General features: G+C 53.8%; 20 protein-coding genes and 1 pseudogene. 3 read left to right on the plus strand and 18 right to left on the minus strand.

All coding sequences use genetic code 11. The features are described 5' to 3' along the window. Window positions 1-19: 19 nt before the first annotated feature. From IEX98_RS10525 to IEX98_RS10605, 18 genes and pseudogenes are all read right to left on the minus strand, one after another. Entirely contained in the window at window positions 20-1,375 is a 1,356-nt protein-coding gene (locus IEX98_RS10525; protein WP_229692082.1) for an extracellular solute-binding protein, read from the minus strand. Window positions 1,376-2,585: 1,210 nt separating this feature from the next. After that, the gene (locus IEX98_RS10530; RefSeq protein ID WP_188889002.1) at window positions 2,586-3,368 is read right to left on the minus strand and encodes a hypothetical protein; all 783 of its coding nucleotides are present in this window, start codon (window positions 3,366-3,368) and stop codon (window positions 2,586-2,588) included. A gap of 170 nt (window positions 3,369-3,538) precedes the next feature. After that, a complete protein-coding gene (tuaD, locus tag IEX98_RS10535) occupies window positions 3,539-4,882 on the minus strand; it encodes a UDP-glucose 6-dehydrogenase TuaD (protein ID WP_188889005.1) in 1,344 nt (447 codons plus the stop codon). Then, window positions 4,883-5,785: a UTP--glucose-1-phosphate uridylyltransferase GalU gene (gene galU, locus IEX98_RS10540; protein ID WP_042168343.1), complete on the minus strand. Its 903-nt coding sequence runs from the start codon at window positions 5,783-5,785 to the stop codon at window positions 4,883-4,885. Further along, the gene (locus IEX98_RS10545) at window positions 5,772-6,911 is read right to left on the minus strand and encodes a DegT/DnrJ/EryC1/StrS family aminotransferase (protein ID WP_308421780.1); all 1,140 of its coding nucleotides are present in this window, start codon (window positions 6,909-6,911) and stop codon (window positions 5,772-5,774) included. The genes galU and IEX98_RS10545 overlap by 14 nt, the downstream gene beginning before the upstream one ends. A 182-nt stretch (window positions 6,912-7,093) precedes the next feature. Next, on the minus strand, window positions 7,094-7,771 hold the full coding sequence (locus tag IEX98_RS10550; protein ID WP_229692084.1) for an acetyltransferase: 678 nt from the start codon (window positions 7,769-7,771) through the stop codon (window positions 7,094-7,096). Further along, window positions 7,768-8,376 (minus strand): sugar transferase, encoded by a 609-nt coding sequence (locus tag IEX98_RS29115; RefSeq protein WP_268237829.1) that lies wholly within the window; start codon window positions 8,374-8,376, stop codon window positions 7,768-7,770. Before IEX98_RS29115 ends, IEX98_RS10550 begins: the two co-directional genes overlap by 4 nt. A gap of 126 nt (window positions 8,377-8,502) precedes the next feature. Next, window positions 8,503-9,558, minus strand: a pseudogene (locus tag IEX98_RS29120) (glycosyltransferase family 4 protein); the annotation flags it as partial. Next, window positions 9,555-10,601: an NAD-dependent epimerase gene (locus IEX98_RS10560; RefSeq protein ID WP_188889010.1), complete on the minus strand. Its 1,047-nt coding sequence runs from the start codon at window positions 10,599-10,601 to the stop codon at window positions 9,555-9,557. The gene IEX98_RS10560 and the pseudogene IEX98_RS29120, both read right to left, overlap by 4 nt. Further along, window positions 10,598-11,833, minus strand: coding sequence for a glycosyltransferase family 4 protein (locus tag IEX98_RS10565; RefSeq protein ID WP_188889012.1), 1,236 nt, complete (start codon window positions 11,831-11,833; stop codon window positions 10,598-10,600). Before IEX98_RS10565 ends, IEX98_RS10560 begins: the two co-directional genes overlap by 4 nt. Next, complete coding sequence (locus tag IEX98_RS10570) at window positions 11,811-12,464, minus strand: acyltransferase (protein WP_229692085.1); 654 nt, start codon at window positions 12,462-12,464, stop codon at window positions 11,811-11,813. Before IEX98_RS10570 ends, IEX98_RS10565 begins: the two co-directional genes overlap by 23 nt. Beyond that, the gene (locus IEX98_RS10575; RefSeq protein ID WP_188889013.1) at window positions 12,445-13,749 is read right to left on the minus strand and encodes a hypothetical protein; all 1,305 of its coding nucleotides are present in this window, start codon (window positions 13,747-13,749) and stop codon (window positions 12,445-12,447) included. The genes IEX98_RS10570 and IEX98_RS10575 overlap by 20 nt, the downstream gene beginning before the upstream one ends. Continuing rightward, the gene (locus IEX98_RS10580; RefSeq protein WP_188889014.1) at window positions 13,739-14,896 is read right to left on the minus strand and encodes a glycosyltransferase family 1 protein; all 1,158 of its coding nucleotides are present in this window, start codon (window positions 14,894-14,896) and stop codon (window positions 13,739-13,741) included. Before IEX98_RS10580 ends, IEX98_RS10575 begins: the two co-directional genes overlap by 11 nt. Window positions 14,897-14,901: 5 nt before the next feature. After that, window positions 14,902-16,299, minus strand: coding sequence for a flippase (locus tag IEX98_RS10585; protein WP_188889015.1), 1,398 nt, complete (start codon window positions 16,297-16,299; stop codon window positions 14,902-14,904). Window positions 16,300-16,317: 18 nt separating this feature from the next. Then, window positions 16,318-18,153, minus strand: coding sequence for a polysaccharide biosynthesis protein (locus IEX98_RS10590; protein WP_188889016.1), 1,836 nt, complete (start codon window positions 18,151-18,153; stop codon window positions 16,318-16,320). A 23-nt stretch (window positions 18,154-18,176) separates the two neighbouring features. Continuing rightward, window positions 18,177-18,857, minus strand: a complete 681-nt coding sequence (locus IEX98_RS10595) for a CpsD/CapB family tyrosine-protein kinase (protein WP_188889017.1) — start codon at window positions 18,855-18,857, stop codon at window positions 18,177-18,179. A 9-nt stretch (window positions 18,858-18,866) separates the two neighbouring features. Beyond that, window positions 18,867-19,640, minus strand: a complete 774-nt coding sequence (locus IEX98_RS10600) for a YveK family protein (RefSeq protein WP_188889018.1) — start codon at window positions 19,638-19,640, stop codon at window positions 18,867-18,869. A 1,160-nt stretch (window positions 19,641-20,800) separates the two neighbouring features. Then, window positions 20,801-21,865, minus strand: coding sequence for a lactonase family protein (locus tag IEX98_RS10605; RefSeq protein ID WP_188889019.1), 1,065 nt, complete (start codon window positions 21,863-21,865; stop codon window positions 20,801-20,803). Between the two features lie 216 nt (window positions 21,866-22,081). Here IEX98_RS10605 and IEX98_RS10610 point away from each other — a divergent pair, with 216 nt between their 5' ends. The 3 genes from IEX98_RS10610 to IEX98_RS10620 are packed head-to-tail and all read left to right on the plus strand — an operon-like array spanning window position 22,082 to window position 23,874. Continuing rightward, window positions 22,082-22,297, plus strand: coding sequence for a hypothetical protein (locus tag IEX98_RS10610; RefSeq protein WP_188889021.1), 216 nt, complete (start codon window positions 22,082-22,084; stop codon window positions 22,295-22,297). 24 nt (window positions 22,298-22,321) lie between these two features. Beyond that, window positions 22,322-23,017, plus strand: a complete 696-nt coding sequence (locus IEX98_RS10615) for a futalosine hydrolase (RefSeq protein WP_188889023.1) — start codon at window positions 22,322-22,324, stop codon at window positions 23,015-23,017. Window positions 23,018-23,034: 17 nt separating this feature from the next. After that, a complete protein-coding gene (locus IEX98_RS10620; RefSeq protein ID WP_188889349.1) occupies window positions 23,035-23,874 on the plus strand; it encodes a 1,4-dihydroxy-6-naphthoate synthase in 840 nt (279 codons plus the stop codon). The last annotated feature ends 191 nt before the right edge of the window (window positions 23,875-24,065 follow it).

Consider the following 24,065-nt stretch of genomic DNA (forward strand, 5'->3'; position numbering starts at 1 on the left):
CGGGTTAATTATTAGCAGGCTATTTTCTAGCTTTTGCCGCTGCGTCCTCGAGACGTTTCATCCATTCTTCCGGCTGAATTTTGCCTACCGTCAGAGCCAGCGTTGCGTCTTGTTTCGCTTTCTCAACATCAGCGTTCAGGACAGCTACAGGAGCAACTGTTGTTTTATCTGAGTTAAAGAACTTCATTGCATCCTTCACGACACTGCCTGCGGAAGAAGAATCGAGATCCGCTTTGACGTTCATGATTGCGCCTGTCAGCTCTGCCCAGCGGACAGCATGCTGCTTCGTGAAGACGAATTGCAGGAATGCTTTTGCTGCATCCGGGTTTTTCGCATCCTTCGCGATTGCGATCGTATTCGTGTATGGAATAACGATGCTGTTCGCGCCTGCCGCTTGAGCGACCGAAGGAATGAAGCCGAAATCAAAGCCGGCAGGAATATCTTTTTTCATTTCATTTTCCAGCCAGAGACCGTTAGGGATGAATGCCGCTTTATGCTGCAGCCATTGCGATTGCGAGTCCGTATGGTTCAGCGATACCGCGCCTTTGTCGATAAAGCCTTTGTCGCGCAGCTCGACGATTTGGTTCAGTGCGGTTTTCACAGCGTCCGAAGAGAAGCTGCCTGCTTCAAGCGCCGCTTGCTTCGTCAGAATCGAACCGTCGCCGCCATTCGCTGCCACCATAGCCGAGTCGATCAGACCGCCGTTGATGTAGTAAGGATATACGCCTGTATGAATGAGCGGGCTGGTTCCAGCGCCTTTGATTTGTTCGCTTACAGCCAGGAAGCTAGCCCAGTCGGTTGGAACCGCCCAGCCTTTTTCCTTGAAGAGCGCTTTGTCGTAGAAAATGCCCCATGATCCGAATACGAGCGGAAGTGTGAAGTTTTTGCCGCCGTCATATGCAGTCGGTTGGGAAATGAGGATGTCGCTCACTTTGTCGCCATCCGGGTTCGTTGCCGAAGCAAGGAAATCCGTCAAATCCAGAAGCTGGCCGTCGTCGATCATTTGACGTTCATTGGAGCCTTTACCATCGATGTATACGACATCCGGCGGGTTGCCTTGAATCCAGCGCGGTTTCATTTGATCGTTAATTTCAGGTCCAGCGGATTGTTTGATTTTCAGATCGGGATTTGCTTTCTGGAATTCTTCGATGACTTCCTTCCACCATGCGTCGCCATAGCCGCCGACAAAGTATTGAATCTCGAAATTGCCCTTTAATCCGGCTGGAGCAGCAGGTTCCGTCGTGCTGCTATTATCGGTCGTCGGTTCCGGAGCATTCGTCGGCTTGTTGCCGTTATTCCCGCTGTTTCCGCCTCCGCAGGCAGCCGTCAAAGCGAGCAGCAATACAGCGCAAACCATGAGTCCTTTTTTCAACATGCGCAAGTCTCCCCTTTATCCTGTTTTTCGTAATGTGATCGATTTCCGTAACGATATCATGTCGTGTCGAGGCTCTTACGAGCACGCAAAAAAGGGCATGAGCGATATAAGCATAATGCTGCTTACATAACTCATGCCCTTGCGGTAACACGTCATGTTTTCTTACGTATTCGACTGAAAACAATCATATATCCGCTTTCAAAAAATGTCAATACATAAAATAATAATTTGTAAGCGTTGTCTTTATGGTATGTATGCGCTTCACTTTAGTTGGTTAATTATCTATGTGAGATAATATAACGTAAAATATAGTTGTTATACGGTGTAGTAATATGTGGCTGATGCTGGAATTATTACTGGTTAATTGCTTGTTTTGAGCGATAAAATCACATATTTGATTGTTTCACTCAGCTATAAGCACGAGGTAAGGGCGGAACGCAAACGTGAAGTTTGCTCCCTAGTGAAAATCGTAAAAACCGGTTTAATCCGTCAGGTTTAACTATTCGCCCCGCTGAATTGTCAGCTTTCCTGCTGCAAACTCTGCTCACCTATCACGCAGCTGGCTAAACCTTCGTAATCGCTAACCTAGCTCATTACGCTCGTGTACCTCCAACCCGCTAATGCAGCTTTTTTCGCTGTTAACTAACCTTTTTTCTTTAATTTCAGCCTATTTGAGCGAATTCAGGGCTTTTTACCCCAATAAGTGCAGTTTTTCTCTATACGGAAATCAATTTCCGCTGGGGTGAAGAAATAGACCTTAGGTTACTTTTTCAACGATTACGGCGTGCAAATAGAGCAATAATCGACGTAATAGCGAAGTTTTTTTGCCAGACACCACATTATCGCTACCCTAGCTCATTATGCTCGTGTACCTCCAACCCGCTAATGCAACTTTTTTCGCTGTTAACTAACCTTTTTTCTTTAATTTCAGCCAGTTTGCGCGAATTCGGGGCTTTTTGACCCAATAAGTGCAGTTTTTTCTCTATACGGAAATCAATTTCCGCTGGTGTGAAGAAATAGACCTTAGGTTACTTTTTCAACGATTACGGCTTGCAAATAGAGCAATAATCGACGTAATAGCGAAGTTTTTCACCCAGTGCAACGTTAGGAGGTGTGACCCTGCGGGAACACCAAAAAACGCCATCAACGCCAAAAGAACCCCGGCAGATACCGGGGCCCTTTTGCAGCCAAATGCTTGTGTAAGTATAAATTATTTGCCGACAATTGCGTTAAGCTGTGCGCGGCCCGCAACGATCTCTTGCTCGTAACGTGTTTGAATTGGTTCCAGGATTACTGGATTGCCGCCGGCTTCTGCAATTGAATTGCCTGCTGCGTTGAAGACAGTGGCATATTGTCCCGTGCAGCCGCTAAATGCGGAAGTCGCAACTTTGTACAATTCAGTCTTGGCATGAGTCGAGGTCAGCGTCGTAAACTCTACTGCATAACCCGTCAGCTCAGCTTGGCAAGTATTGCGCAATTGGAACATCTTTGCAGACGTGTCATTGTAGATCTTCTGAACCGCCTTCTCGATCTCCGCAGCGCCACCGTTACCGTTGTTACCATTATTGCCATTGTTACCGTTGTTTCCGTTGTTGCCGTTGTTACCATTGTTTCCGTTGTTGCCGTTGTTGCCGTTGTTGCCACCGTTACCGTTGTTCCCATTGTTGCCATTGTTGCCATTATTGCCGTTGTTGCCGTTCCCGTTTCCATGGCCATTACCATTGCCATTTCCGTTGCCGTTGCCTTTTCCGTTTCCTACGTTTTTCTCCAGATCCGATTTGAGCTTGTCCAAAATTTTGTTCAACAACTGGTTGTCGAACCCTTTGAACGAGCTATTCGAATTCGAGGAATTCGAATTGGAACCCAGAGAAAACCCAGGTGCGGTTTGACCGCCGAACGAAACTTTGGATGCAGCGGATGCGTTAGCAGCAATCGCCGGCACCATCAAAGCTACGATCAGCGTCATGGCCAATACGCGAAAATTCCTTCTCATTGACTTCTCTCCTCTCAAAACTTATAACGGTTCATCAATCCGATTTCAGCGGCGCGCGCACTGCCGGCTAGACTCCGTCAGCACGACTTCACCAGTCGCCAGCCTAACGGCCAAAACGGCGACGCGCGCCGTCAACGAATGATTCACCCCCTCTCCCGGATCGTTTCCCGCTACAAATTGACCGATTTCCGTCCTTCCTGAAGCCGGTTGACCGGTCTGCGTCCGATGGAGTAATAGATAAAGCCGCGACGCTCCATTTCTGCAGTATCAAAGCAGTTGCGTCCGTCGATAACGACTGGCACTTTCATGCTTTCACGAATTTGAGCCAGATCCATCGATACGACATCCGCCCACTCGGTCAAAATAACGCAAGCATCGCTGCCCGCAACCGCCTGCTCCGCCGACGCTGCATACTGCACATCGCCTGGAAGCAGCTTCGAAGCCGCTTCCGCTGCAATCGGATCATACGCCCGCACCGTAGCGCCAAGCTTCAGCAACTCCGGAATGATGGACAGCGAAGGCGCTTCCCGCATATCATCCGTATTCGGCTTAAACGCAAGACCAAGCACGGCAACCTGCTTGCCAGCCAAGCCGCCGAGCGCTTCCCGCAGCTTGTCCATAATGACAAAACGCTGCTTCTGGTTCGTACGAATGACCGATTTCAGTAATTCAAACTCATAGCCCGCTTTATCCGCGATATGAGCCAGAGCATACGTATCCTTAGGGAAGCAAGAGCCGCCATAGCCAATACCGGCTTGCAAGAATTTTCCGCCGATTCGGCTATCCAAGCCCATACCTGCCGCTACGTCCTCCACGTCGGCGCCTACCTTTTCGCAAATGTTCGCGATCGCGTTAATGAACGATATTTTCGTAGCCAGAAAAGTATTGGCCGCGTATTTGATCATCTCGGCGCTCTCCAGATCCGTCTTGAACACTTTCGTCTTGAACGGCGCGTGAAGCTCCTCGATAACGGAAGCCGCCTCCGGATTATCCGAACCGATAATGGCACGGTCCATGTTCATGCAGTCAGAAAGTGCTGAGCCCTCGCGCAGAAATTCCGGATTAGAGACGATATCGAAGCCAATCCACGGATATTTCTTATTCGCCTGTACAACCTCGCGTACAAGCTCGCCCGTTCCGACAGGCACGGTGCTTTTGTTGACGATGATTTTATGCCCATTTAGATGCTCGCCGATTTTGCGAGCTGCCGACATGACGTAACGCATATCCGCTTCACCTGTCTCCGACATCGGCGTGCCTACCGCAATATATACGATATCCGAAGCTTCGATCGCCTCGCCGACCTCGGTCGTAAACAGCAGCCTTCCTTGCTCCTTGTTGCGGGTTACCATTTCCTGCAGGCCCGGCTCATAGATCGGAATCTCGTTCCGGTTAAGCAAATCGATTTTGCGCTGATCGACATCGCAGCAGATAACCCGGTTGCCGATTTCTGCAAAACAAGCACCCGATACGAGCCCGACATAACCTGTTCCGATTACTGTTATTTTCTTCATCTATTTCGCCACCTTATTTAGAATGGGAAAATGTTTCTCGTAGACGTTCTGCACATAATTGAGCACATCCGCTTGCAAATCTTCACGCTGCAGGGCGAAATCGAGCGTCGCTTTAATAAAACCAAACTTGTCGCCGACATCATAACGCACGCCATCAAAGTTGTAGGCGAGCACATTACGCAAATCATTCAGCTTCTTGATCGCGTCCGTCAATTGAATTTCATTGCCTGCTCCCGGCGCTTGATGCTCCAAAATATCGAAGATTTCCGGTGTCAGCACGTAACGGCCCATGATCGCATAATTCGAAGGCGCTGCTTTACGAGAAGGCTTCTCCACAAGGCCATCCAGGAAAAATACTGAAGGCTCAATCGAGGAGCCGCGCGGTGCGATGATGCCGTATTTGGACACATCGTCATCGCTCACGCGTTGAACGCCAACGACCGAGGACGAATAACGGTTATAGACGCGAATCAGCTGACTGAGGCACGGCTCTTCCGATTGCACGATATCGTCGCCAAGCAGCACCGCAAAAGGCTCGTCGCCTACAAAGCTGCGGGCACACCAGATCGCGTGGCCGAGACCTTTTGGCTCTTTTTGCCGGATGTAATGGATATTGGCCATTTCGGAAATGTGACGAATCTGGTCAAGCTCCTTCGTTTTCCCTTTTTTGGCCAGCATGTCTTCGAGCTCAAACGTTTTGTCAAAATGGTCTTCGATTGCCCGCTTGCCGCGGCCGCTGACGATGAGAATGTCCTCGATGCCGGAAGCGATTGCTTCCTCGATGATGTATTGAATTGTCGGCTTGTCTACAATCGGAAGCATTTCCTTCGGTTGGGCTTTCGTTGCCGGCAAAAACCGGGTACCGAGACCCGCGGCTGGAATAATCGCTTTACGCACTTTCATGAGACATCCTCCTAGTCGTTTGGTATAAGCTTTCTTGTATCACTTCAATGACCCGATCCTGCTCCGCAATCGTAAGACTGGAGCCGGAAGGCAGGCATAAACCTTGCTGGAACAAGCTTTCTGAGACGCTCTCCCCATCCTGATGCGGGTAGTAAGCGTATTGCTGCAGCAATGGCTGCATATGCATCGGCTTCCATACCGGACGCGCTTCGATGTTGGCCTTCGACAAACGTTCGATGAGTTCTGTTGGCGTCAAACCCGTCACATCGGGCTTAAGCGTCAAAGTCGTCAGCCAGCGGTTCGCCCGGCCGAAATCCGCCTCCGGCATCATTTCCACACCGTCAAATTTCGTGAGTGCATGCGCATACCGTTCAAATACGGCGCGGCGGGCATTCACCCGTTCCTCCAGCACCTTGAGCTGACCTCGGCCAACGCCAGCTAAAATATTACTCATCCGATAGTTGAAGCCAACCTCGGTATGTTCGTAATGCAGCGCCTGCTCCCGCGCCTGCGTGGCATAAAAACGGGCTTTGCCCAGCGCCTCCAGATCGTCGGATACGAGCATGCCGCCTCCGGATGTCGTAATGATCTTGTTGCCGTTGAATGAGTAAATGCCAAACTTGCTCAACGTGCCGCTTGCCCGACCCTTGTAAGTAGCGCCAAGGGACTCGGCAGCATCTTCGATGACCGGAATGTCATAGCGGCTGCAAATTTCATTGATCGCATCCATGTCGGCGCTTTGGCCGTAAAGGTTCACAACGATGACCGCTTTTGGCAAACGGCCGATACGCTGCGCATCCTCGAACGCACGCTGCAAAGCGGCCGGCGACATATTCCAGCTGTCGCGATCGGAGTCGATGAATACCGGCTCGCCGCCTTCATATAGAATCGGGTTGACGCTGGCAATGAAGGTCAACGTCGATACGAAAACGCGATCGCCTCTTTCCACTCCGAGCAGCCGAAGCGCCATATGAATAGCCGCTGTACCCGATGACAGCGCCACAGCGCCTCGCGAACCAACATGTTCGGCCAGCTCACGCTCAAATTGATCCACATTGGGACCAAGCGGCGCGATCCAATTGGTGCGGAACGCTTCCTCCACATATTCGCGTTCCAGCGACCCCATATGAGGGGGGGATAATAATATCCGTTGATCCACGTCGAAGCAGCTCCTTTTCGTTTGCAGGCGTAAACGGCTGTCCGCCGCTATTGTGGCGGCAGCGCGCGTTTCGCATTCCATATATAGGGTTAAATATTAATTACCTGCTTGTTCCAGCTTGTTATCCGTCCGTTTCCGGCATTCACGACTCATCGAATCGCTTTCGCCGGCACGCCGACAGCGGTCACGCCGTCGGGCACATCGCGGACAGCAATGCCGCCTGCACCAAGAACAGACCAGCTTCCGACCCGTACGCTCGGGATAAGCACCGCACCGCTGCCAACATGGGCACCCTCTTCTGCAACAGCCGCTCCAGCCATCGTCGCATTCGGCGATACGTGGGCGAATGCGCCTACGATCGCATCATGGTCGACAACTGCGCCGGAGTTCACTATGGCATGCGCGCCGATTACAGCGCCAGGACCGATCACGGCACCTGGCATCACGACGGTGCCAAGACCAAGCCGGGCATCCTCGGCCACACAAGCCGCCGGATGGACCAGCACGGCGTATGCCGCTTCCGGCAGCGCCAGCCGTTCCGCAATAGCACGGCGCGTCCGGTTGTCGCCGATGCCGATGACAACATGCATCTCCGGCTCATCGGCTAGAAAATTGTGCAGCTCACTAATCGGGCCGTAAGGCAGCCCGCCGCGCAGCTCCACCGCCGCGAACCGGTCATCCAGCACAGCAGCCAGCCGGTAGGAAGGCGATACCCGTGCGATATCCATCAGCACGCGGCCATGGCCGCCAATGCCGACGACGATGAGCGGACGCCGGACCGGCGGCTCCAGCTCCGTCCCGCCGTAAAGGCTGTCCCGGTAATTCATGACGCATTCCCCATTTCCCGGCTGCCGGTAAATTTATGGACGGTTGCTTGCCCCTGCTGGGAAATACCGTCTCTCTTTAACACCTTCACGACCGTCTTGACCAGAATCCGCAGGTCAAAACCTAGTGATTGCTTCACCACATACTCGATATCCAGCTTAAATTTATCTTCCCACGACACCGTGTTGCGGCCGTTCACCTGCGCCCAGCCGGTAATGCCCGGCCGAACGTCATGACGGCGAGCCTGCTCCTCGGTGTACAGCGTTAAATATTCCATCAGCAGCGGTCTTGGTCCAACGAGGCTCATATCGCCGCGAATAACATTGAACAGCTGCGGCAGCTCGTCCAGGCTCAGCTTGCGAAGCAAGTGGCCAACCTTCGTCATACGTGCCTCGTCAGGAAGCGGCTGGCCGTTCCGATCGACCGCGTCCCGCATCGTACGGAACTTCAGCACATGGAACGGATTGCCGTATTTGCCCGGCCGCTGCTGCTTAAACAGTACCGGTGACCCTAGCTTCAACCGCACCACCAAACCTACAGCCGCCATAACTGGCAGCAGCAGAAGCGCAGCCGGCACACTAAGCACCAGGTCAAACAGCCGCTTCACGAAAGCGCTCAGCCTCACGCTGGCTTTGCGGGACCGCGCAGCTCTGCGCGCCGTCTCCCGGTACAGCCGCTGCAGCCTCTCGACTACGCGAGCTTCCGTGAATTCTGCATCAATTCGTTGGCGGCCCGCTTCTCCGAAGCGCTCTCGCACTGAAGCGTCTCCCATAACCTTAGCCAATGATTCGCTCAAAATCGCCGCATCCCGATAAGGAACGAGCAGCCCCGTCTCGCCATGTGCCACAAGCTCTCTCGTGCCAAGCACATCGGTTGCCACAATGGGCTTGCCTAGCGCCATCGCTTCCATGAGCGATCTTGGGATGCCCTCCTTCTCTGAGGTGAGCGAGACGGCGTCCGCCATTATAATCCAAGGCACGATCGAAGGCTGTTGGCCGAGGAAGACCACATCTTCCTCCATACCGTTGCTCTCCACATACCTGTGCACGGCAGCTTCCAGAGGCCCTTGGCCGGCAAGCACCGTCACCCAGTTAAGCTGGCCTGCCCGCTTCAATTCAAGCAAAGCTTCCATCAGCAGAAAATGATCCTTCACCGATTCGAATCGTGCAGCCATTAGCAAGAGCGGCTTGCCTTTGGCGATACCATGCTTGCTGCGCAGTTGCTCCAGTACTTCCGGCGTTACGGATAATGCCCGTCTCTCCAGCCGTTCTTTATCTACGCCGTTGCCTTCGATGTACACCGGCCGCCACGGGGCAAGGCGCTTAAGCACCTCTGCATCCTCCGCATTTTGCGAAGCCAGCGCGTGGCAGCAGAGGGCTCCAACCTTCTCCAGCGTCCGGTACAGCTGGTAAGCCCGCTTCGGCTGCCCTTCATAGAAAGGCAAGCCATGACTCGTATGGATGACCGTCGGCACCCGGGCCAGCATCGCTGCGACACGGCCGATAATGCCTGCTTTTGCCGTATGCGTATGCACGATGTCATAGCGATCCTTGCGGAACAGCCGGTACATCGCCCAGATCGAGCGCAGATCGGCAACGGGCTTAATTGAACGCTCCATCGGAATCATCTTCCATTCGAAAGGGTAAGCCTGCATCGCCTGCTCATCTGCCCCTTCCGGCGACGAGATGAAGGTCACCTGATAGCCTGCCTGCTGCTGAAGCAAGCGAAGCTTGTCGCCCATAATTTTGTGGCTGATGCCAGAGGTACATATATGGGCTACTTTCGTCATTTGCTCGCCGCCTTTGCCAGCTGCTCCGCTTCCTTTGCCTCGCCATAATAAGCGCGATACCACTCGGCGAATCGGGCGATGCCTTCTTCAATCGTCGTATCCGGCTTGAAGCCGACATCCTTCATCAGCCCATCGATGTTCGCATACGTCGCAGGCACATCGCCCGGCTGCATTGGCTTATATTGAATGACCGCTTCGCGGCCCAATGATTTCTCGATCGTACGGATAAAATGCATAAGCTCAACCGGCTTGTTGTTGCCGATGTTGTAAACCTTGTAAGGGGCATAGCTTCCGGACGGGTCCGGACGGCTGCGATCCCAGGATGGGTCAGGCTGCGGCACATGGCCGATTAGCCGGTAGATACCCTCAACAATGTCGTCGATATAAGTGAAATCGCGCAGCATCCGGCCTTCGTTAAACACATCGATCGGCTCGCCCGCCATGATCTTTTTCGTAAAGCTGAAGTACGCCATATCCGGCCGGCCCCAAGGTCCGTATACCGTGAAAAACCGCAGCCCCGTCGTCGGCAAGCCGTAGAGATGGCTGTACGTATGAGCCATGAGCTCATTCGCTTTTTTCGTCGCGGCATACAAGCTGACCGGATGGTCGACACTGTCGCTCACGGAGAACGGCATTTTCTCATTCGCTCCATACACGGAGCTGGACGAAGCATAGATTAGATGTTTAATTCCCGCGTGGCGGGACGCCTCCAGCACATGTCCGAAGCCTTTCAGATTCGTCTCCAGATAAGCAAATGGGTTGGTCAAGCTGTACCGCACGCCGGCTTGCGCCGCCAAGTGAACGATTACCTCTACCTTTTCGGTACGAACAAGCTCAAACAGCTTGTCGTAATCGGCAATGTCCAGCTCCACACCTGTAAAATTCGGATCAGGCAGCAACTGCGCGAATCGGTCACGCTTGAGCTGCACCTCATAATAGTCGTTGAAGTTGTCGATGCCGATTACGCGCTGTCCTTCCCGCAAAAGGCGGGAGGATAGATGATAGCCGATAAATCCGGCAGCCCCGGTTACTAAAATCGTCATAGTGCCTCCACCCTCTCATTGGTATAGGTTGTTCTTACCGCTCCGCCGGAGCGTACATATTCACCGAACGAACGCCAGAATGCCTGACGCTTCGCATCCAGCCGAACCTTCGTATAACCGCGTGATTTGCCGAAATTGCGCTCCGCCTGCTCCTTCACCCAAGCGCGGTCCGATGCGGCCCGCTTCAGCTGTTCCGCCAGCTGGCCGACTTGGCCCGGCCGGTGCAGGCAGCTTTCATGAATCAGCTCAGGGATGCCCCCGGCCGTTGAGCCCAGCACCGGGCAACCCCGGCTCATCGCTTCAATCGTTGCCCGCGGCAGCCCTTCCTGATAGCTCGGCTGCAAGTAGATATCAATGTTGTCGAGCCATTCGAATACGGCTCCGCCGCTTGGCAGAATGCCTTCGAAGGTGACGGCACTTCCGATGCCGAGCTTGTCGGCCATCGCTTGCCAGCGTGAGGCATCTCCGTCACCCAGCACCCGGAACCAGACCCGCGGAAGCTGCGGCTTCGCTTTGGCAATCGCCTTCAGCGCGATGTCGATCCCTTTCGTCCGGCCGTTCAACGAGCCGATTAAGCCAATGGTCAGCGTCGTCGAATCGTTATAAGATGCAATCCGCTCCAGCCTGCGAGTCAGCACTTCATCGCCCGGCTCAGGAATTTCAACGTTCGAGCAGGATTCGGTCATGCCGCTTGCGCAAGGATAGCGGTTTTGCAAAAATTGCTCCGTTACGTAGAGCGAATAAGGTGCGCTCTTTACCAGCGCTCTTGTCTGAGCAAGCGCCAATGGCGCATAAAGCTTGCCCTGCACGCTGCCGTAGTTCCACAATCCGTCCCATGCGCATGCCACTACCTCTACCGCATATGGCTTGCCCATACTTTGCGCAACGCGGATGGCTTCCGCCCCGATCTCGCTCGGAACCCGGGCGATCACGGCATCGGCTTTGCCGATTGCCTCGCGCAGCAGCTGGTCGACATAGCCGCGCTTCGTCAATTTATTTACCGGATTGCTTAATGAAGGCAGGACGAGAAAATCGACGTTCGCGCCGCTCGACAAAGTTTTGCCGGCCATGTCAGCGTCCAGCGGCGTTTTTTTGCCGCGGCAGGCAATCGTGAGCTGGTCGAATACACCGAGGTACCTCTCCCATACCGCATAAGGAAGCTTGCCGCCAGAGAAAAACTTGCCAGATTCATTGAAATAAAACGTATGATCATGTGCCCAAAGCAGCTTCATGACTTTCCCTCCTTATATGATTTGATTTAGAATTTGCTTGTGGATTGTCGAGCGGAACGAGTTCAATCCGCTTCACGACTCGCGCCGGAACGCCGGCAGCGACGGCGCCTGGGCCGATTGATTTATTGACAACGGCTCCTGCCGCCACGACCGAGCGAGGCCCAATCTCAACGCCGGCAAGAACGCGCACGCCGCAGCCGATCCAAACGTCCCGTCTGATGGTGATCGCCGAGCCCGTTACCGGGTTGTCGCGAATCGGAAGCGAAGCGTCGCTCCATGTATGCTGAAAGGAAACGAGCGACGACTGATGCGCGATGGATACTTCATCCTCGATTGTCATTCCGCCGTATGCATCGATGTAGCATTGCTTATGAATGCTCACATTGGAGCCAATGGACAGCCGCTCCGGATAGCGGAGCTCCACCGACCGTCCGATCAGCACGTTGTCTCCGCAATGCTTGGCAAGCCTGCGCAGCAGACAATAGCGGAAGGCAACGCCGACCAGCTCCGGAAGCCAGTCGCTCAGCGCCCATAGCCATTGCAGCAGCGGGCGCGGAAGCGGCCGAAGCAGCAGCTCCACTACTCGCAGCACCGGACGGAATTTGCCGAATTTATCGCGTCCCCGCATCATAATCTCCTCCTGTTGCATTCGATGAACTAGCGTTTTTCCGCTGTATTGTCGGAATTTTCAGATGTTTCATGCTGAACGAATGGCGGCACCATACGAGCGTATAGGCGCTTATCGTATAGATCACGGGAACGACAGGCAGCTTTTTACGCACCATATTGTCACCGATTGTACCGAGCCCATAATCTAGCGATCTTCCCGTTACCGTTGCATAGCCGACTAGGACAAGTACACAGGCATAGGTGAAAATAACGATTGCTGCCATCAGATAAAAGCGCCGCGTCTCCTTGAATTTAAAATAATGGAACACGGACATCGCCAGCATTGCGGCCATGAACAGTGCCTCCAGCGTCCGAAGGAACAGCTTCGGCTCCCAATTGCCGAGATTCGAAGGATTCGGACTAATGAACAAGAAGACAGACAGCATTCCGGCATTAATGACCGCCAGCGGGCCAACCTGCAGGACAATCAGCCCTACCGCGCCTATCATAATGATGAGTGCTCCCCGCAGCCGCTGTGCATACAGCAAGTAGAAGCTAATCGTATAAATAATGGCGTAATCCCGAAGTCCGGTCGCATAGAGCATGACAAGCACGAATACGATCCACTGTTTGCGAAGCATGAGTATCGCGCCGTACAGACCGAGCAGCACGCAGGTAATATCCTTGGCAAACAGCGAGGACATGTACATCAACGAAGGGCTGACCATTAAGCCAAATACGGTGATGACTGCAAAAGTACGCTGCGATTGCTCCGGGTCAAGCTCCGGCTTCGTCGAAGGCGGCAGCACATACTTGAACCACTTGTCGTTCATGCGGTAAGCGGCATTGACGATGAGCAGCAGCAGCACCGTATTCAGCAGGATAATCGCCATCGGATCCTCCAGTTGCAGCCATTTGAAAAACGGCATGTACAGGAGGCCGAATATCGGCACTGCCGAGATATTCATCCACTGCGTTCGGATATGCTCCATCGCGTAGGGCATATAATCGCTCAACGTCTGGAACGTCGTCACCTGCTCGAAATAATGAATTTCATCCGGTCCGGCGAGCGGATCGACGGTCGCTCCATAGATGAGCTTGCCGACCAGCATCGCGGTAAAGCCGGTCATCAGCAGCACTGGTGCATTCGGCCAGCGGAGCAGCGCGAATACCGGCAGCAGCAAGCCGCTGTAGACGACGATCGCAATCGTCTCGTCCAGTGCAAATACCCATCTCGCCGTCAAGGCGAGCATCAGAGCATAGGCAAGGACGGTAACCGTACGCAGGTCGATTCGCTCAACCCGCATACACCCGCTCCAGTCTGGCTGCGCTGGCTTGAATGTTGTAGCCGCGCTCGCTAAGCGCATGAGCCCGCGCGCTCCATTCTCCAGCAGCAGCGCCTACTGCACTTGCCGCGGCAGCTTGTCCGCCAGCTGCAAGCTCCTCAAAGCCCTTTGCCCAGCGCTGCGGCGTATCTCCCGCAGGCAGGCGGCTAATCATGCCAAGACCCAGATCGGCCTCGCGCGGCACCTCTTCCGATACGAGACAAGGAATGCCCGCCGCTTGCGCCTCGATCAGCACGATGCCAAGCCCTTCGTATAGCGACGGCAATACAAAGCCATCAAGTGCACCGAGCAGCTCCGGGATATCCTTGCGCAGACCGAGAAATCTTACCTGCCTGTCGATGCCAAGCTCTTCGGCCTTATGCTCCATCTCGCCGCGAAGCGGACCGTCGCCAACGAGCAGCAGCTGCGCTTGCGGCTCCTTCTTCAAATAAGCGGCGAAGGAATCCAGCAGCAGCGTATGGTTCTTCTGCCGGCTGAACCGGCCGATATGACCGAGCAGCGGCCCTTCCGAATTCGCGCCGAAGCGGCGGCGCAGCTCCGAGCGGTCTTCCGGCAGCGCCTCGTACGGCGCCAGCGATATCGCATTCGGGAAGACGGCTACCCGCTGATCCTTCCAGCAACTGCTGCCGAACAGCGATTCACATGCGGCCCTGGAGCAGCCCAGCATCAACGTGGCGTGCTTGCGTATGAGGCTGCGCATATAAGCACGATAAAGCGTTCGGATTGGAGAAGATGACTTGCTGTCATTCGTGTTGTGGCTATGACTAATGCGCACCGGTACGCCAAGCTGAGCCGCTAGCTTCAGTACATAGCCGCTAAAACCAAATACATGGCTATGAACAGCATCATAAGGACCATGCTTCTTCATGTTCGCAAGCAGCTGCTTGCGAAACGGACCAATCCCGTTTTTCGGCGGCGGCTGCACGAACAGCGTCCCGCCCAGCGCCCGAATCTCATCGTCGTAGAAAGCCGGCTCGGGAGATTGGACGGCAAAATGAAATTCGTATCGTTCCCGGTCGATATTCCGGTACACATTCATCAGCAGCGTTTCGATCCCGCCCGGATGCATTTTTCCGACGATATGCAGCACTTTTATTTTTTGAGTCATTTGCATTACACTCCCGATTCATGATCTTCTCTGGCGTCGCCGGATGCGCCCTTCTTCCGAAGGCCAAGTCCTGGCGCCCAAGCCAGCGTCTGAACGCCCGGTTTGCGCCGAACCAGCAGAACCGCACCGATGTTCCATGTCATCATGGAGGCGGTAGCGGCAATCGCCCCGCCCGTCATGCCCATGGAGGGAATAAGCAAGCCGTTAAGCGCCGCATTAACGATAGCAGCTACAATGAGCACCTTCGTCAACGCGTTTTGCCCGCCGGTCATCGTAGCGACGATACCATTCTGGCCGCAGTATGCGTTGAATACTTGCCCGAATACAAGAATGAGCATCGCAGGATAAGCCTGCGTAAATTCCGGGCCGAACAGCCCCAGCGTCCAATGACCAAATAGGCAGAAAAACAAACCAACTACGGCGGCGAATACGAATCCGACCCTGCCGGTCGACGTACACACCTTTTGCAGCGTATCCATGTCGCCTTTTGCATACGTTTCGGATATGAGCGGCGAAGCCGTCATGTTAACAGCGGTGAGCATAAACGCGACAAGCGTTGCAAGACGGACCGCAACGGAGAAAATACCGGACTGCGTCTCGCCCTCCATCAAACCAAGCATCAACACGTTCAGCTGCCCAAGAATGAGATAAACTCCGGCATTGGCCATCATCGAGCCGGACAGCCTCATCCAGCTTCGCGTCTCGTAGGCGGGAGCAACTCCCTCCATCTGGGAGCCGATCCGTTTCTTCAGAACAACAGCCCCAACGATATAAGAGACAATGACAGCCAGGACAAAGCAGATCATCGCAAGACCGGCATCCGCCGTAACACCAAGCGCTGCTGCTGCGAATACAAAGGCAATCGTCAGCACCGGACGCAATATTTTTTCCGGCATTTGCGCATATACGACATCTTTGACCCCTTGCAGCGCGCTTTGCCGAAGTGTGGCGAGCGTCAGCAGCGGAATCGATGCAAAGCCCGCGGCATAAGTAATGGCTTTGGCCGTATCACCGGCCGCGTCTCCCTTCAAAGCGACGAAGATTAATCCGCCAATTGCCAGCACAATAGACAGCACAAGCCCGATCTGATTGCTGCGCTGAAGCAGTCCCTTGATCAGCCCCCACTCTTCCTTGACCCGGTAAGCGGCGACCAGCTTCACGATCGTCGTATCAAAGCCAAGCTTGGCGGGAAAAACCATGAATGTGACGACAGTCGTCACGAACGCATAAATACCGTATCCGTCGACGCCGAGCAGCCTCGCCAGCGCAACCTGCATCAGCATCGCCAATGCCATGCCGGCCGAGTTAATCAGGAAGCTTGCGCTTCCGCCTCTGCTAAGCCGTTTGGCGAACGCCGGCTGCGCCGATTTTGCCGCTTGCCCCGCCGTATCGCCCGTAATCATCGTCAATTCCCTCCTTTATCAGCCAACTGCCGTCGTTCCCACATTGCGGTAGGACGGTACCAAATGCTGCAGTACGGCGCGGATTTCGTCCGGATGCTGACCCAGCACCTTTTCCATTTTCCTTATTTCGAAATCAAGCTCAGTCCGGTTAAGCTGCGCCGGACGGCCGATAAAAATCCGATTATGCATCGTCGAGGAAAGCCCCTCTTCATTCGTCAACAGCTCTTCGTACAGCTTCTCTCCCTCACGCATGCCGGTGAAGGCAATGTCGATATCGAGGTTTGGCTCGTAGCCCGAGAGACGAATCAGATCGACAGCCAAGTCGTAAATTTTGACCGGCTTGCCCATATCGAGGATGAATACCTCTCCGCCCTTGGCGAAAGAACCGGCTTGAATGACGAGCTGAACGGCTTCAGGAATCGTCATAAAGTAACGAACCATCTCAGGATGCGTGACCGTTACCGGTCCGCCTTTCAAGATCTGATCCTTAAACCGAGGGATTACGCTGCCCCGGCTGCCGAGAACGTTGCCGAAGCGTACCGCGACGAATTTCGTTGCGCTATGCTTATCCAAGCTTTGAATAAACATCTCGGCGATCCGCTTCGTCGTACCCATAACGCTCGTCGGGTTAACCGCCTTATCGGTTGAGATGAGTACGAACCGCTCAGCTCCGTAAGCGTCGGCGCATTCCGACACATTTTTCGTCCCGAACACGTTGTTCTTGATCGCTTCAGCCGGGTTGCGCTCCATCAACGGAACATGCTTATGCGCCGCGGCGTGGAAAACGACCTGTGGACGATATTTGGCGAACACGGCGTCGATTCGGGTACGATCCTGCACATCGGCGATTACGGTCTCGATTGGAAGATCGGGGAAAACGCTGCGCATCTCCATCTCAATGTTGTAAATACTGTTCTCTCCGTGGCCAAGAAGCAGCAGCTTGCTTGGGGCGAACGGTGCGATCTGCCGGCAAAGCTCGGAGCCGATCGAACCTCCTGCACCCGTGACAAGCACGACTTTCTGTTCTACATAACCTGCGATATGCTCCAGATCGGTACGAATCGGATCGCGGCCAAGCAAATCTTCTACGCTGACATCCCGTACACGGCCGGAAGCGCCGCGGCCGTCGATCATATCTTGCAGATCCGGTACGATCCGCAGCTTCACTTTCGTCGTCTTGCAAATATTGACCAGCGCTGAAATTTGCGTCTTCGATACGGAAGGCATTGCAATAACGATCTCATCGATCCGGTGGTTCTCCACGATACAGCCGATATCGCCGCGTCCGCCGAATACCGGCAGACCCAATACTTGCATCCGGTGCTTGTAAGGATCGTCATCGATAAAACCGACCGGCGTCACGTTGACGCCGTCATTCTGCTGCATTTCCTTCGCGATGAGCGTGCCGCAGCTTCCTGCTCCGATAATGAGCGCTCTGCGTGTAATCGGCTGCTTTTTCACGCTGTATTTGTCGCAAAAAGCCCGCCAAGCGATACGCGGTCCCGCCATCAGTGCCGCAATGCCGATAAAATGATGCAGCATCAGCAGCGTTTGCGCTTGTCCTTGAAGCACCCATGCCGCAACAAACGGGATCAGGGCGGCAAGCAATGCCGTTTGCAAAATGCACTTTAGTTCGGCGATGCCAGTGTACTGCCAGATCCGGCGGTGCAGCCGGTGCCGGGTCACGCTCCAAAAACCGATTGCTGCCGAAGCCGCTCCGTAGAGGAGCCAGCCTGCCGCTCCGCCCAATGCCTCGGAAGCCGCAGGCTCCATGATATATGCGGCAGCCAAACTTAGTAATATAGCCGCCAAATCCCAGCCGATAATGACTTTCGTCCGATAAGCAACCCGCATGATCGAATTTCCTCCTTCTCGTTCTACCGTTCTACGTATTCGTAATAGGGACCCGCTTCGTTTTGCGTCGTTTGATTCAAGGCGACGCCTACAATTCTTGCTTGTACGAACTGCAGTGCGTTGCGGGCTTTAAGGGCATGCTGTCTCTTGCCGGTACGTGCATTAATAACGAGCAATACGCCGTCGCAGCGCGTCGATACGATTTGAGCATCGCTCACTGCGAGTACGGGCGGCGTATCGATCAGCACAATATCGTATTGCTCCTTGAGCTTGTCCAAGACACTGTCCATCCTTGCCGAGCCAAGCAGCTCGGACGGATTCGGCGGCACCGGGCCAGCCGTCAGCACATCGAGTCCTGCAATCCGGCTCTGCTGGGTCGCATTGCCGAGCAGATCTTGCCCGGAAAGCACCTGCGACAAGCCGCTCCGGTTGCTAAGCTGCAGCGTATAATGCGCGGTCGGCTTTCTGAGGTCAGCGTCGACGAGCACGACTTTACGGCCGGAATGCGCATACGCCACCGCAAGGTTCATGATTGTCGTAGATTTTCCTTCCTTGGGGCTCGCCGATGTCACCATAAGCAGTTGAAGCTGCCGGTCGGCTTCGGCGTATTGCAGATTCGTGCGAAGCGTCCGGTAAGCCTCGGAGATCGGCGACATCGGATTGGCGTCTGTAACGATGGGGCGAAGCTCTTGATTACGTGACATGCGTCTAACTCATCCTCCTTTAGATTCGGAAATCGCCTTGGGGTTCGAAGCGGTCTCGGCCGGTACTGCCGCGGCCGGCTGCTTCGGCTTCAGATCGCTTTGCCTAATATTCGGTATGACAGAAAGCGTCGGCAATCCGAGATGTCTCTCCACAGAAGCTTCATTCCGCAGGTTGTCATCAAAATATTCGATGAGCAGCACGAGCATAATGCCCAGCATAAGAGATACGACTGCTCCGATTGCAATATTCAGCTTCGTCTCCGGTTTCACCGGTGTCGGCTGCTTGCCCGGGTCGGCCGTGTGCAAAATATAAACGTTGTCAACCTGCATGATCAGCGGAATTTGCTGCTGGAACACATACGATACGCTGTTGACGATGTTCGCAGCCCGCTTGTAGTCCGTGTCCAGATAGGACACTGTCACAACCTGCGTACCGTTAACGGAGCTGAACCGGATGTTCCGCATCAGCTGCTCCGACGTCAGATCGAGCTCTGGATGCTTTTCCAGCACAATATCCATTATGGAAGGCGTGCGGATAATCTCCTTGTACGTGTTGATCAGGCTTAGATTGGTGTTAATCATGTTCAAATCCAGTTTGAACGCGCCTGCTTGCCCAACTGTCGAATTGACGATCAGCTTCGTGTAGGCTTGATAGACCGGTTTTTTGATCCATACGCTATAGGCTCCCGCCGACACCGTACCGATGACGGCTACGAGGACGACGATCCAAAGCTTTTTCCGAATGAGCGATAATAGTTGCTTCAAGTCTAATTGGCTGCTCAAAACGACACGAACCTCCATCCTTCTCCAACAATTCGTTTTATTCGCTTTGATTATGTCACACTCCGATTATTTACAAGGAGGGATTAAGGTAATATTTTCTAATAGGTTGCTGCTATCATTTTCAAACTCGAATAACATGCTTATTTTCCTAAAAATACAGGGACTAATCGTAAACATTTAGTAAAATGATTTCGATTTTCAGCATAAATTCATGTATTTATATGGAATTCAATGTTTTAATTAACCAATCGAGAGGGGTCTTCTATACTCCTATTGGATTAGTGTATTTTAAAATCGGGATCTCGCTGTTTTCCGCGTAGCTGCCTGCTCTGACAGTGGTTGGATATAGGAGTGAGCGGTCCGGCTCGTGAAGTTGTTGGAGGGGGTTAAAGGGACTTTCGCCATGGCGGTACCCAGTCTTTGGGATTTGTCCCTGACTTTTTTCATATGGGATGTTGTCGGTGTCCGGTTTTGAATACGGGATTTCTGATCGGCGGACTAGGCATTGTTGCCTTTTTATGGCCGGAAGTTCCCAGTTTTTCCGTAAAAAAGCTTTTTTCAGACGTTTGAAAGACCGCTTTAGAGGTTAATATTATTTAATCTTTCTCTCATTATGGATATACAGTAGGTGAAACCCCTGAATATTCCATTTTTATAAGCGTTTACATGAATGCCGTTTGTAAAGGGGGATAGTCCGAGGGTAGGACGAATCCCCGGTATGGAACGAAAAAAGGATAGAGACAACGTCCTCTACCCTTTTTATAGGCCGGTCCCGGTTTTAAGGCGTGAAACTGATGCGCTCTCCGAAAGCGTCTGTAATTCGTCTGTTTTGATCGATATTTCAAGCATTTTACGACATATGGGGACCGCTCGAAAACCCGCTGCATCCACATGAAATAGCGCAAGCCATTTCTCCCATATCCTTCTGTACATGTCCTCCAGCATATAGGCATACGCTGCCAAAAGACCTTCCGCACTTTGCAAATAGGGACTGATGCGGCTATCCGATCCTGCTTTCTTACCTATCATCATCCACCATCCTTTATGTTCATTTTGTCAAAAGGAGGGCATAAAAAAATCGCCCTGCGGAAGGAAGAATGCCTCCTCCTGCAGAACGATTCGTGATTTTGGTTCTGATTATCCCAGACTAGCAGCCAAACTTAGAAGTATGCTGCCTGTACGCACACTGGTCCCGGCAGCTCGATGGAATAGCCTGTATAGACTGGCAAGCCGGATGGCTCCATGCGGAACACTGCCACATTATCGGTATCTTTATTTGCAGCCAGCAAATAGCGACCGCCCGGCAAAATCGCAAAGTGGCGCGGATGCTTGCCTTCTGTGGACACATGGCCAACCAGCGTCAGTCTGCCCGTTTCCCCGTCTGCCGCGAAGACAACGATGCTGTCATGGCCGCGGTTGGAGCCGTATAAAAATTTGCCGTCAGCCGACATCGTAATTTCGGCACAGCCGTTCGGACCCTCGTAATCAGCCGGCAGCGTCGATACCGTCTCCACTGTTTCCAGTCGTCCGCCCTCTGCATCATAGCGGAAAGCGACGATCGTCGAATCCAGCTCGTTAATGACATAACCGAATTGACCGTTCGGATGGAATACGAAATGACGCGGACCTGCGCCTGCTTCCACCGCAGTCTCGCCATGGAACTCCAGCTTGCCAGCTTCCTTATTAATCGTATAAACACGAATACGGTCGATACCGAGGTCTGGAACGAATACGTACCGGCCGTCAGGACTAAAGAACAGGCTGTGCGGATGCGGCGCTTCGCCTTCATGCTGCTGAATGTCGAGCAGCTCGCCGATCTCTCCGTTCTCTTCCAGCGAGACGAGGCTGACTCTGCCGCCATGGTAGCTGGCAAGCAGCACATATTCGCTGTCCACATCCCGCTGGATATGGCAGGAAGGCGCCGTAATCGCCAGCTTGCGGTTTAATTGGCGCAGTGCGCCTCCGCCATTGCCGTCGATCTCAATCTCATACGCCACGGCATCGCCGCCTTTTCCTCCGTCAGCCGTTAGGCCCTCGGCAATTGCGTAGAGTCTCCGGTTGGCTGCATCGACATTCAAGAACGTCGGATTGCGAAGCCCAGCGGCTTCATCTTTCAGCGACAGCGTTCCATTCTCTTCATTAAATGCGTACATGTATACACCATTCGCGGAAGCCTCCGCATAAGAACCTATAAAAACAAACATCTGTTTCGTATGTACCGACATGGCCTTATCCCTCCATAGCTCGTTTACTCATTTATGTCCTATTGTACCTGCTGCCCGTCTATAAACCAAGCCTGTCTTACGGTCACGGATAAGTCTTGGAGACGAATAAGCTTCAGCCGGAAGGTTAAGGAAAAGGGAGCAGCATTGAAAAATGTGTCGTAATACGACACAATAAAAAGATAGCATTGCATTCTTTATTAATGAAGGAGGTCTCTCGTGGCATTAAATCGCAGATTAAATACCGACCAGGACTTCGAGGAGGCCGTGCAGCGCGAAATTCGCGTCCGCGTATTCCAAGATGATTATATCGTGACCAGTAACGGCATCATTATCCGGTTCGATGAAGAGACCGCCGTCGTACAATCCAGTGTAAGCGAGATTGCCTACCACGACCGACGGACTTGCGAGTTTTTTGAAGTACGTAAAAAATAGTAGTGCAAGGAGCTATAGACAACCATGTCTCTGAACGCCTCACATACAGATCGTAATATCACTCAGCCTAAAATATTAATCATGACGGCAGTTGACGCAGAGCGCGATGCCGTTCTTCGCGGACTCCGCGGCGATAACCGCTTCGAAGTGCGCGCAGCCGGAGTCGGGCCTGCTGCAGCGGCAGTCAGCACGGCAACGATATTGGCGCTGGCTGGCGAAGGTGCGTACCGCCTCGTCATCTGCGCAGGCATCGCCGGAGGGTTCGTCGGCCGCGCTGCCATCGGCTCGATCGTCGTGGCGGACGAGCTCATTGCCGCCGACCTCGGCGCCGAGACGCCGGAGGGCTTCCGGCGGGTAGACGAGCTTGGCTTCGGCAGCGCGCATATTGCTGCGGACACCGCGCTTGGGGAGCGTTTAACCGAGGCGCTGCACTTAGCCGGACTTGCCGCCGTGCAAGCTCCCGTCCTTACACTTTCCACCGTTACCGGAACAGCAGCTACAGCGGAAGAGCTGGCTTCTCGTGTTCCAAGGGCAGCAGCTGAAGCGATGGAAGGCTTCGGCATTGCTGCAGCCGCACAAAGCCATGGTCTTCCGGTACTGGAAATCCGCGCGATCTCCAATGCTATTGGTCCACGCGACCGGGACGCATGGCGCATCAAAGAGGCGCTGCAATCGCTGGAAGCGGCAAGCGCCGTATTAATGGAGGTAATTAAATCATGACAGTTGCTAGCGACAGCTTGAAAATCGCTTTTTCCCCTTGTCCCAACGACACTTTCGTCTTCCATGCCTGGGTGCACGGACTTGTTCCGGATGCGCCAAAGCTGGAGGTTACGTATGCAGATATCGATATTACGAACCGGCTTGCATCCGACGGGAGCAATAAGCTTGATGTGTTGAAAATTTCATATGCCGCCTTGCCATGGGTGCTCGACGACTATGCATTGATTCCTTGCGGCGGCGCGCTTGGCCGCGGCTGCGGTCCATTGGTGCTGACGAACGGCGGCTCCTCTAATCCAGCTTCATTGAAGGGACGCCGCGTCGCTGTACCAAGCGACCGTTCCACCGCTTACTTGCTGTTCAGACTGTGGGCAGCCCAGCTTGTTCCGGGCGGAGTCGGCGAAATCGTCGTCATGCCGTTCCACGAGATCATGCCCGCCGTCCGCGACGGCCTCGTGGATGCCGGTCTCGTCATCCACGAGGCCCGCTTCACTTATCCGAGCTATGGCTTGACGATGCTCGCCGACCTCGGCAGCTGGTGGGAGTCGGATACCGGACTCCCGATCCCGCTCGGCGCGATTATCGCGCGCCGCTCGCTTGACCTTGCGGCCATCACCCGCTGGACGCAAGCTTCGGTCGAGCATGCGTGGAAGCATCCGCAGCTATCGCAAGCCTATGTCATGCAGCATGCACAGGAGATGGACCCGCAAGTCGCACAGGCGCATATCGACTTGTACGTGAATGACTTCACCGGCAGCCTGAGCGGCAGCGGCTATGCAGCTGTCACCTCCCTGCTGACACGCGCCGCCGAGGAAGGACTCGTCCCCGCCGTCGATCCGGCAAAGTTGCTGCTTCCTTAGCAGCGTGTTCGAAAGAGGCTGTGCCCGTTTGTTGGCACAGCCTCTTGTTATATACTTTTCCTACACGGCTGCAGTTACTCCCATCTCTCACTATCCATCGCTAATTTTCTCGCACCAGCAGCAAATGATTTATCTCGCCCTCATGATTCGCACCCTCAAAGCCATGTTACTTAACCAACTTAATCATCCAT

Origin of the sequence: Paenibacillus radicis (ex Gao et al. 2016) (genome assembly GCF_014641555.1) — a bacterium.
GTDB lineage: Bacteria > Bacillota > Bacilli > Paenibacillales > Paenibacillaceae > Pristimantibacillus > Pristimantibacillus radicis.

Coding starts and splice junctions, on each gene's coding strand:
- IEX98_RS10615 (WP_188889023.1), top strand. CDS start 22,322: ATGTCTCTGAACGCCTCACATACAGATCGTAATATCACTCAGCCTAAA.
- galU (WP_042168343.1), bottom strand. CDS start 5,785: ATGAAAGTGCGTAAAGCGATTATTCCAGCCGCGGGTCTCGGTACCCGG.
- IEX98_RS10530 (WP_188889002.1), bottom strand. CDS start 3,368: ATGAGAAGGAATTTTCGCGTATTGGCCATGACGCTGATCGTAGCTTTG.
- IEX98_RS10580 (WP_188889014.1), bottom strand. CDS start 14,896: ATGACTCAAAAAATAAAAGTGCTGCATATCGTCGGAAAAATGCATCCG.
- IEX98_RS10570 (WP_229692085.1), bottom strand. CDS start 12,464: ATGATGCGGGGACGCGATAAATTCGGCAAATTCCGTCCGGTGCTGCGA.
- IEX98_RS10525 (WP_229692082.1), bottom strand. CDS start 1,375: ATGTTGAAAAAAGGACTCATGGTTTGCGCTGTATTGCTGCTCGCTTTG.
- IEX98_RS10595 (WP_188889017.1), bottom strand. CDS start 18,857: ATGTCACGTAATCAAGAGCTTCGCCCCATCGTTACAGACGCCAATCCG.
- IEX98_RS10585 (WP_188889015.1), bottom strand. CDS start 16,299: ATGATTACGGGCGATACGGCGGGGCAAGCGGCAAAATCGGCGCAGCCG.
- IEX98_RS10560 (WP_188889010.1), bottom strand. CDS start 10,601: ATGACGATTTTAGTAACCGGGGCTGCCGGATTTATCGGCTATCATCTA.
- IEX98_RS10605 (WP_188889019.1), bottom strand. CDS start 21,865: ATGTCGGTACATACGAAACAGATGTTTGTTTTTATAGGTTCTTATGCG.
- tuaD (WP_188889005.1), bottom strand. CDS start 4,882: ATGAAGAAAATAACAGTAATCGGAACAGGTTATGTCGGGCTCGTATCG.
- IEX98_RS10545 (WP_308421780.1), bottom strand. CDS start 6,911: ATGGGGTCGCTGGAACGCGAATATGTGGAGGAAGCGTTCCGCACCAAT.
- IEX98_RS10550 (WP_229692084.1), bottom strand. CDS start 7,771: ATGAATTACCGGGACAGCCTTTACGGCGGGACGGAGCTGGAGCCGCCG.
- IEX98_RS10575 (WP_188889013.1), bottom strand. CDS start 13,749: ATGCGGGTTGAGCGAATCGACCTGCGTACGGTTACCGTCCTTGCCTAT.
- IEX98_RS10565 (WP_188889012.1), bottom strand. CDS start 11,833: ATGAAGCTGCTTTGGGCACATGATCATACGTTTTATTTCAATGAATCT.
- IEX98_RS10590 (WP_188889016.1), bottom strand. CDS start 18,153: ATGCGGGTTGCTTATCGGACGAAAGTCATTATCGGCTGGGATTTGGCG.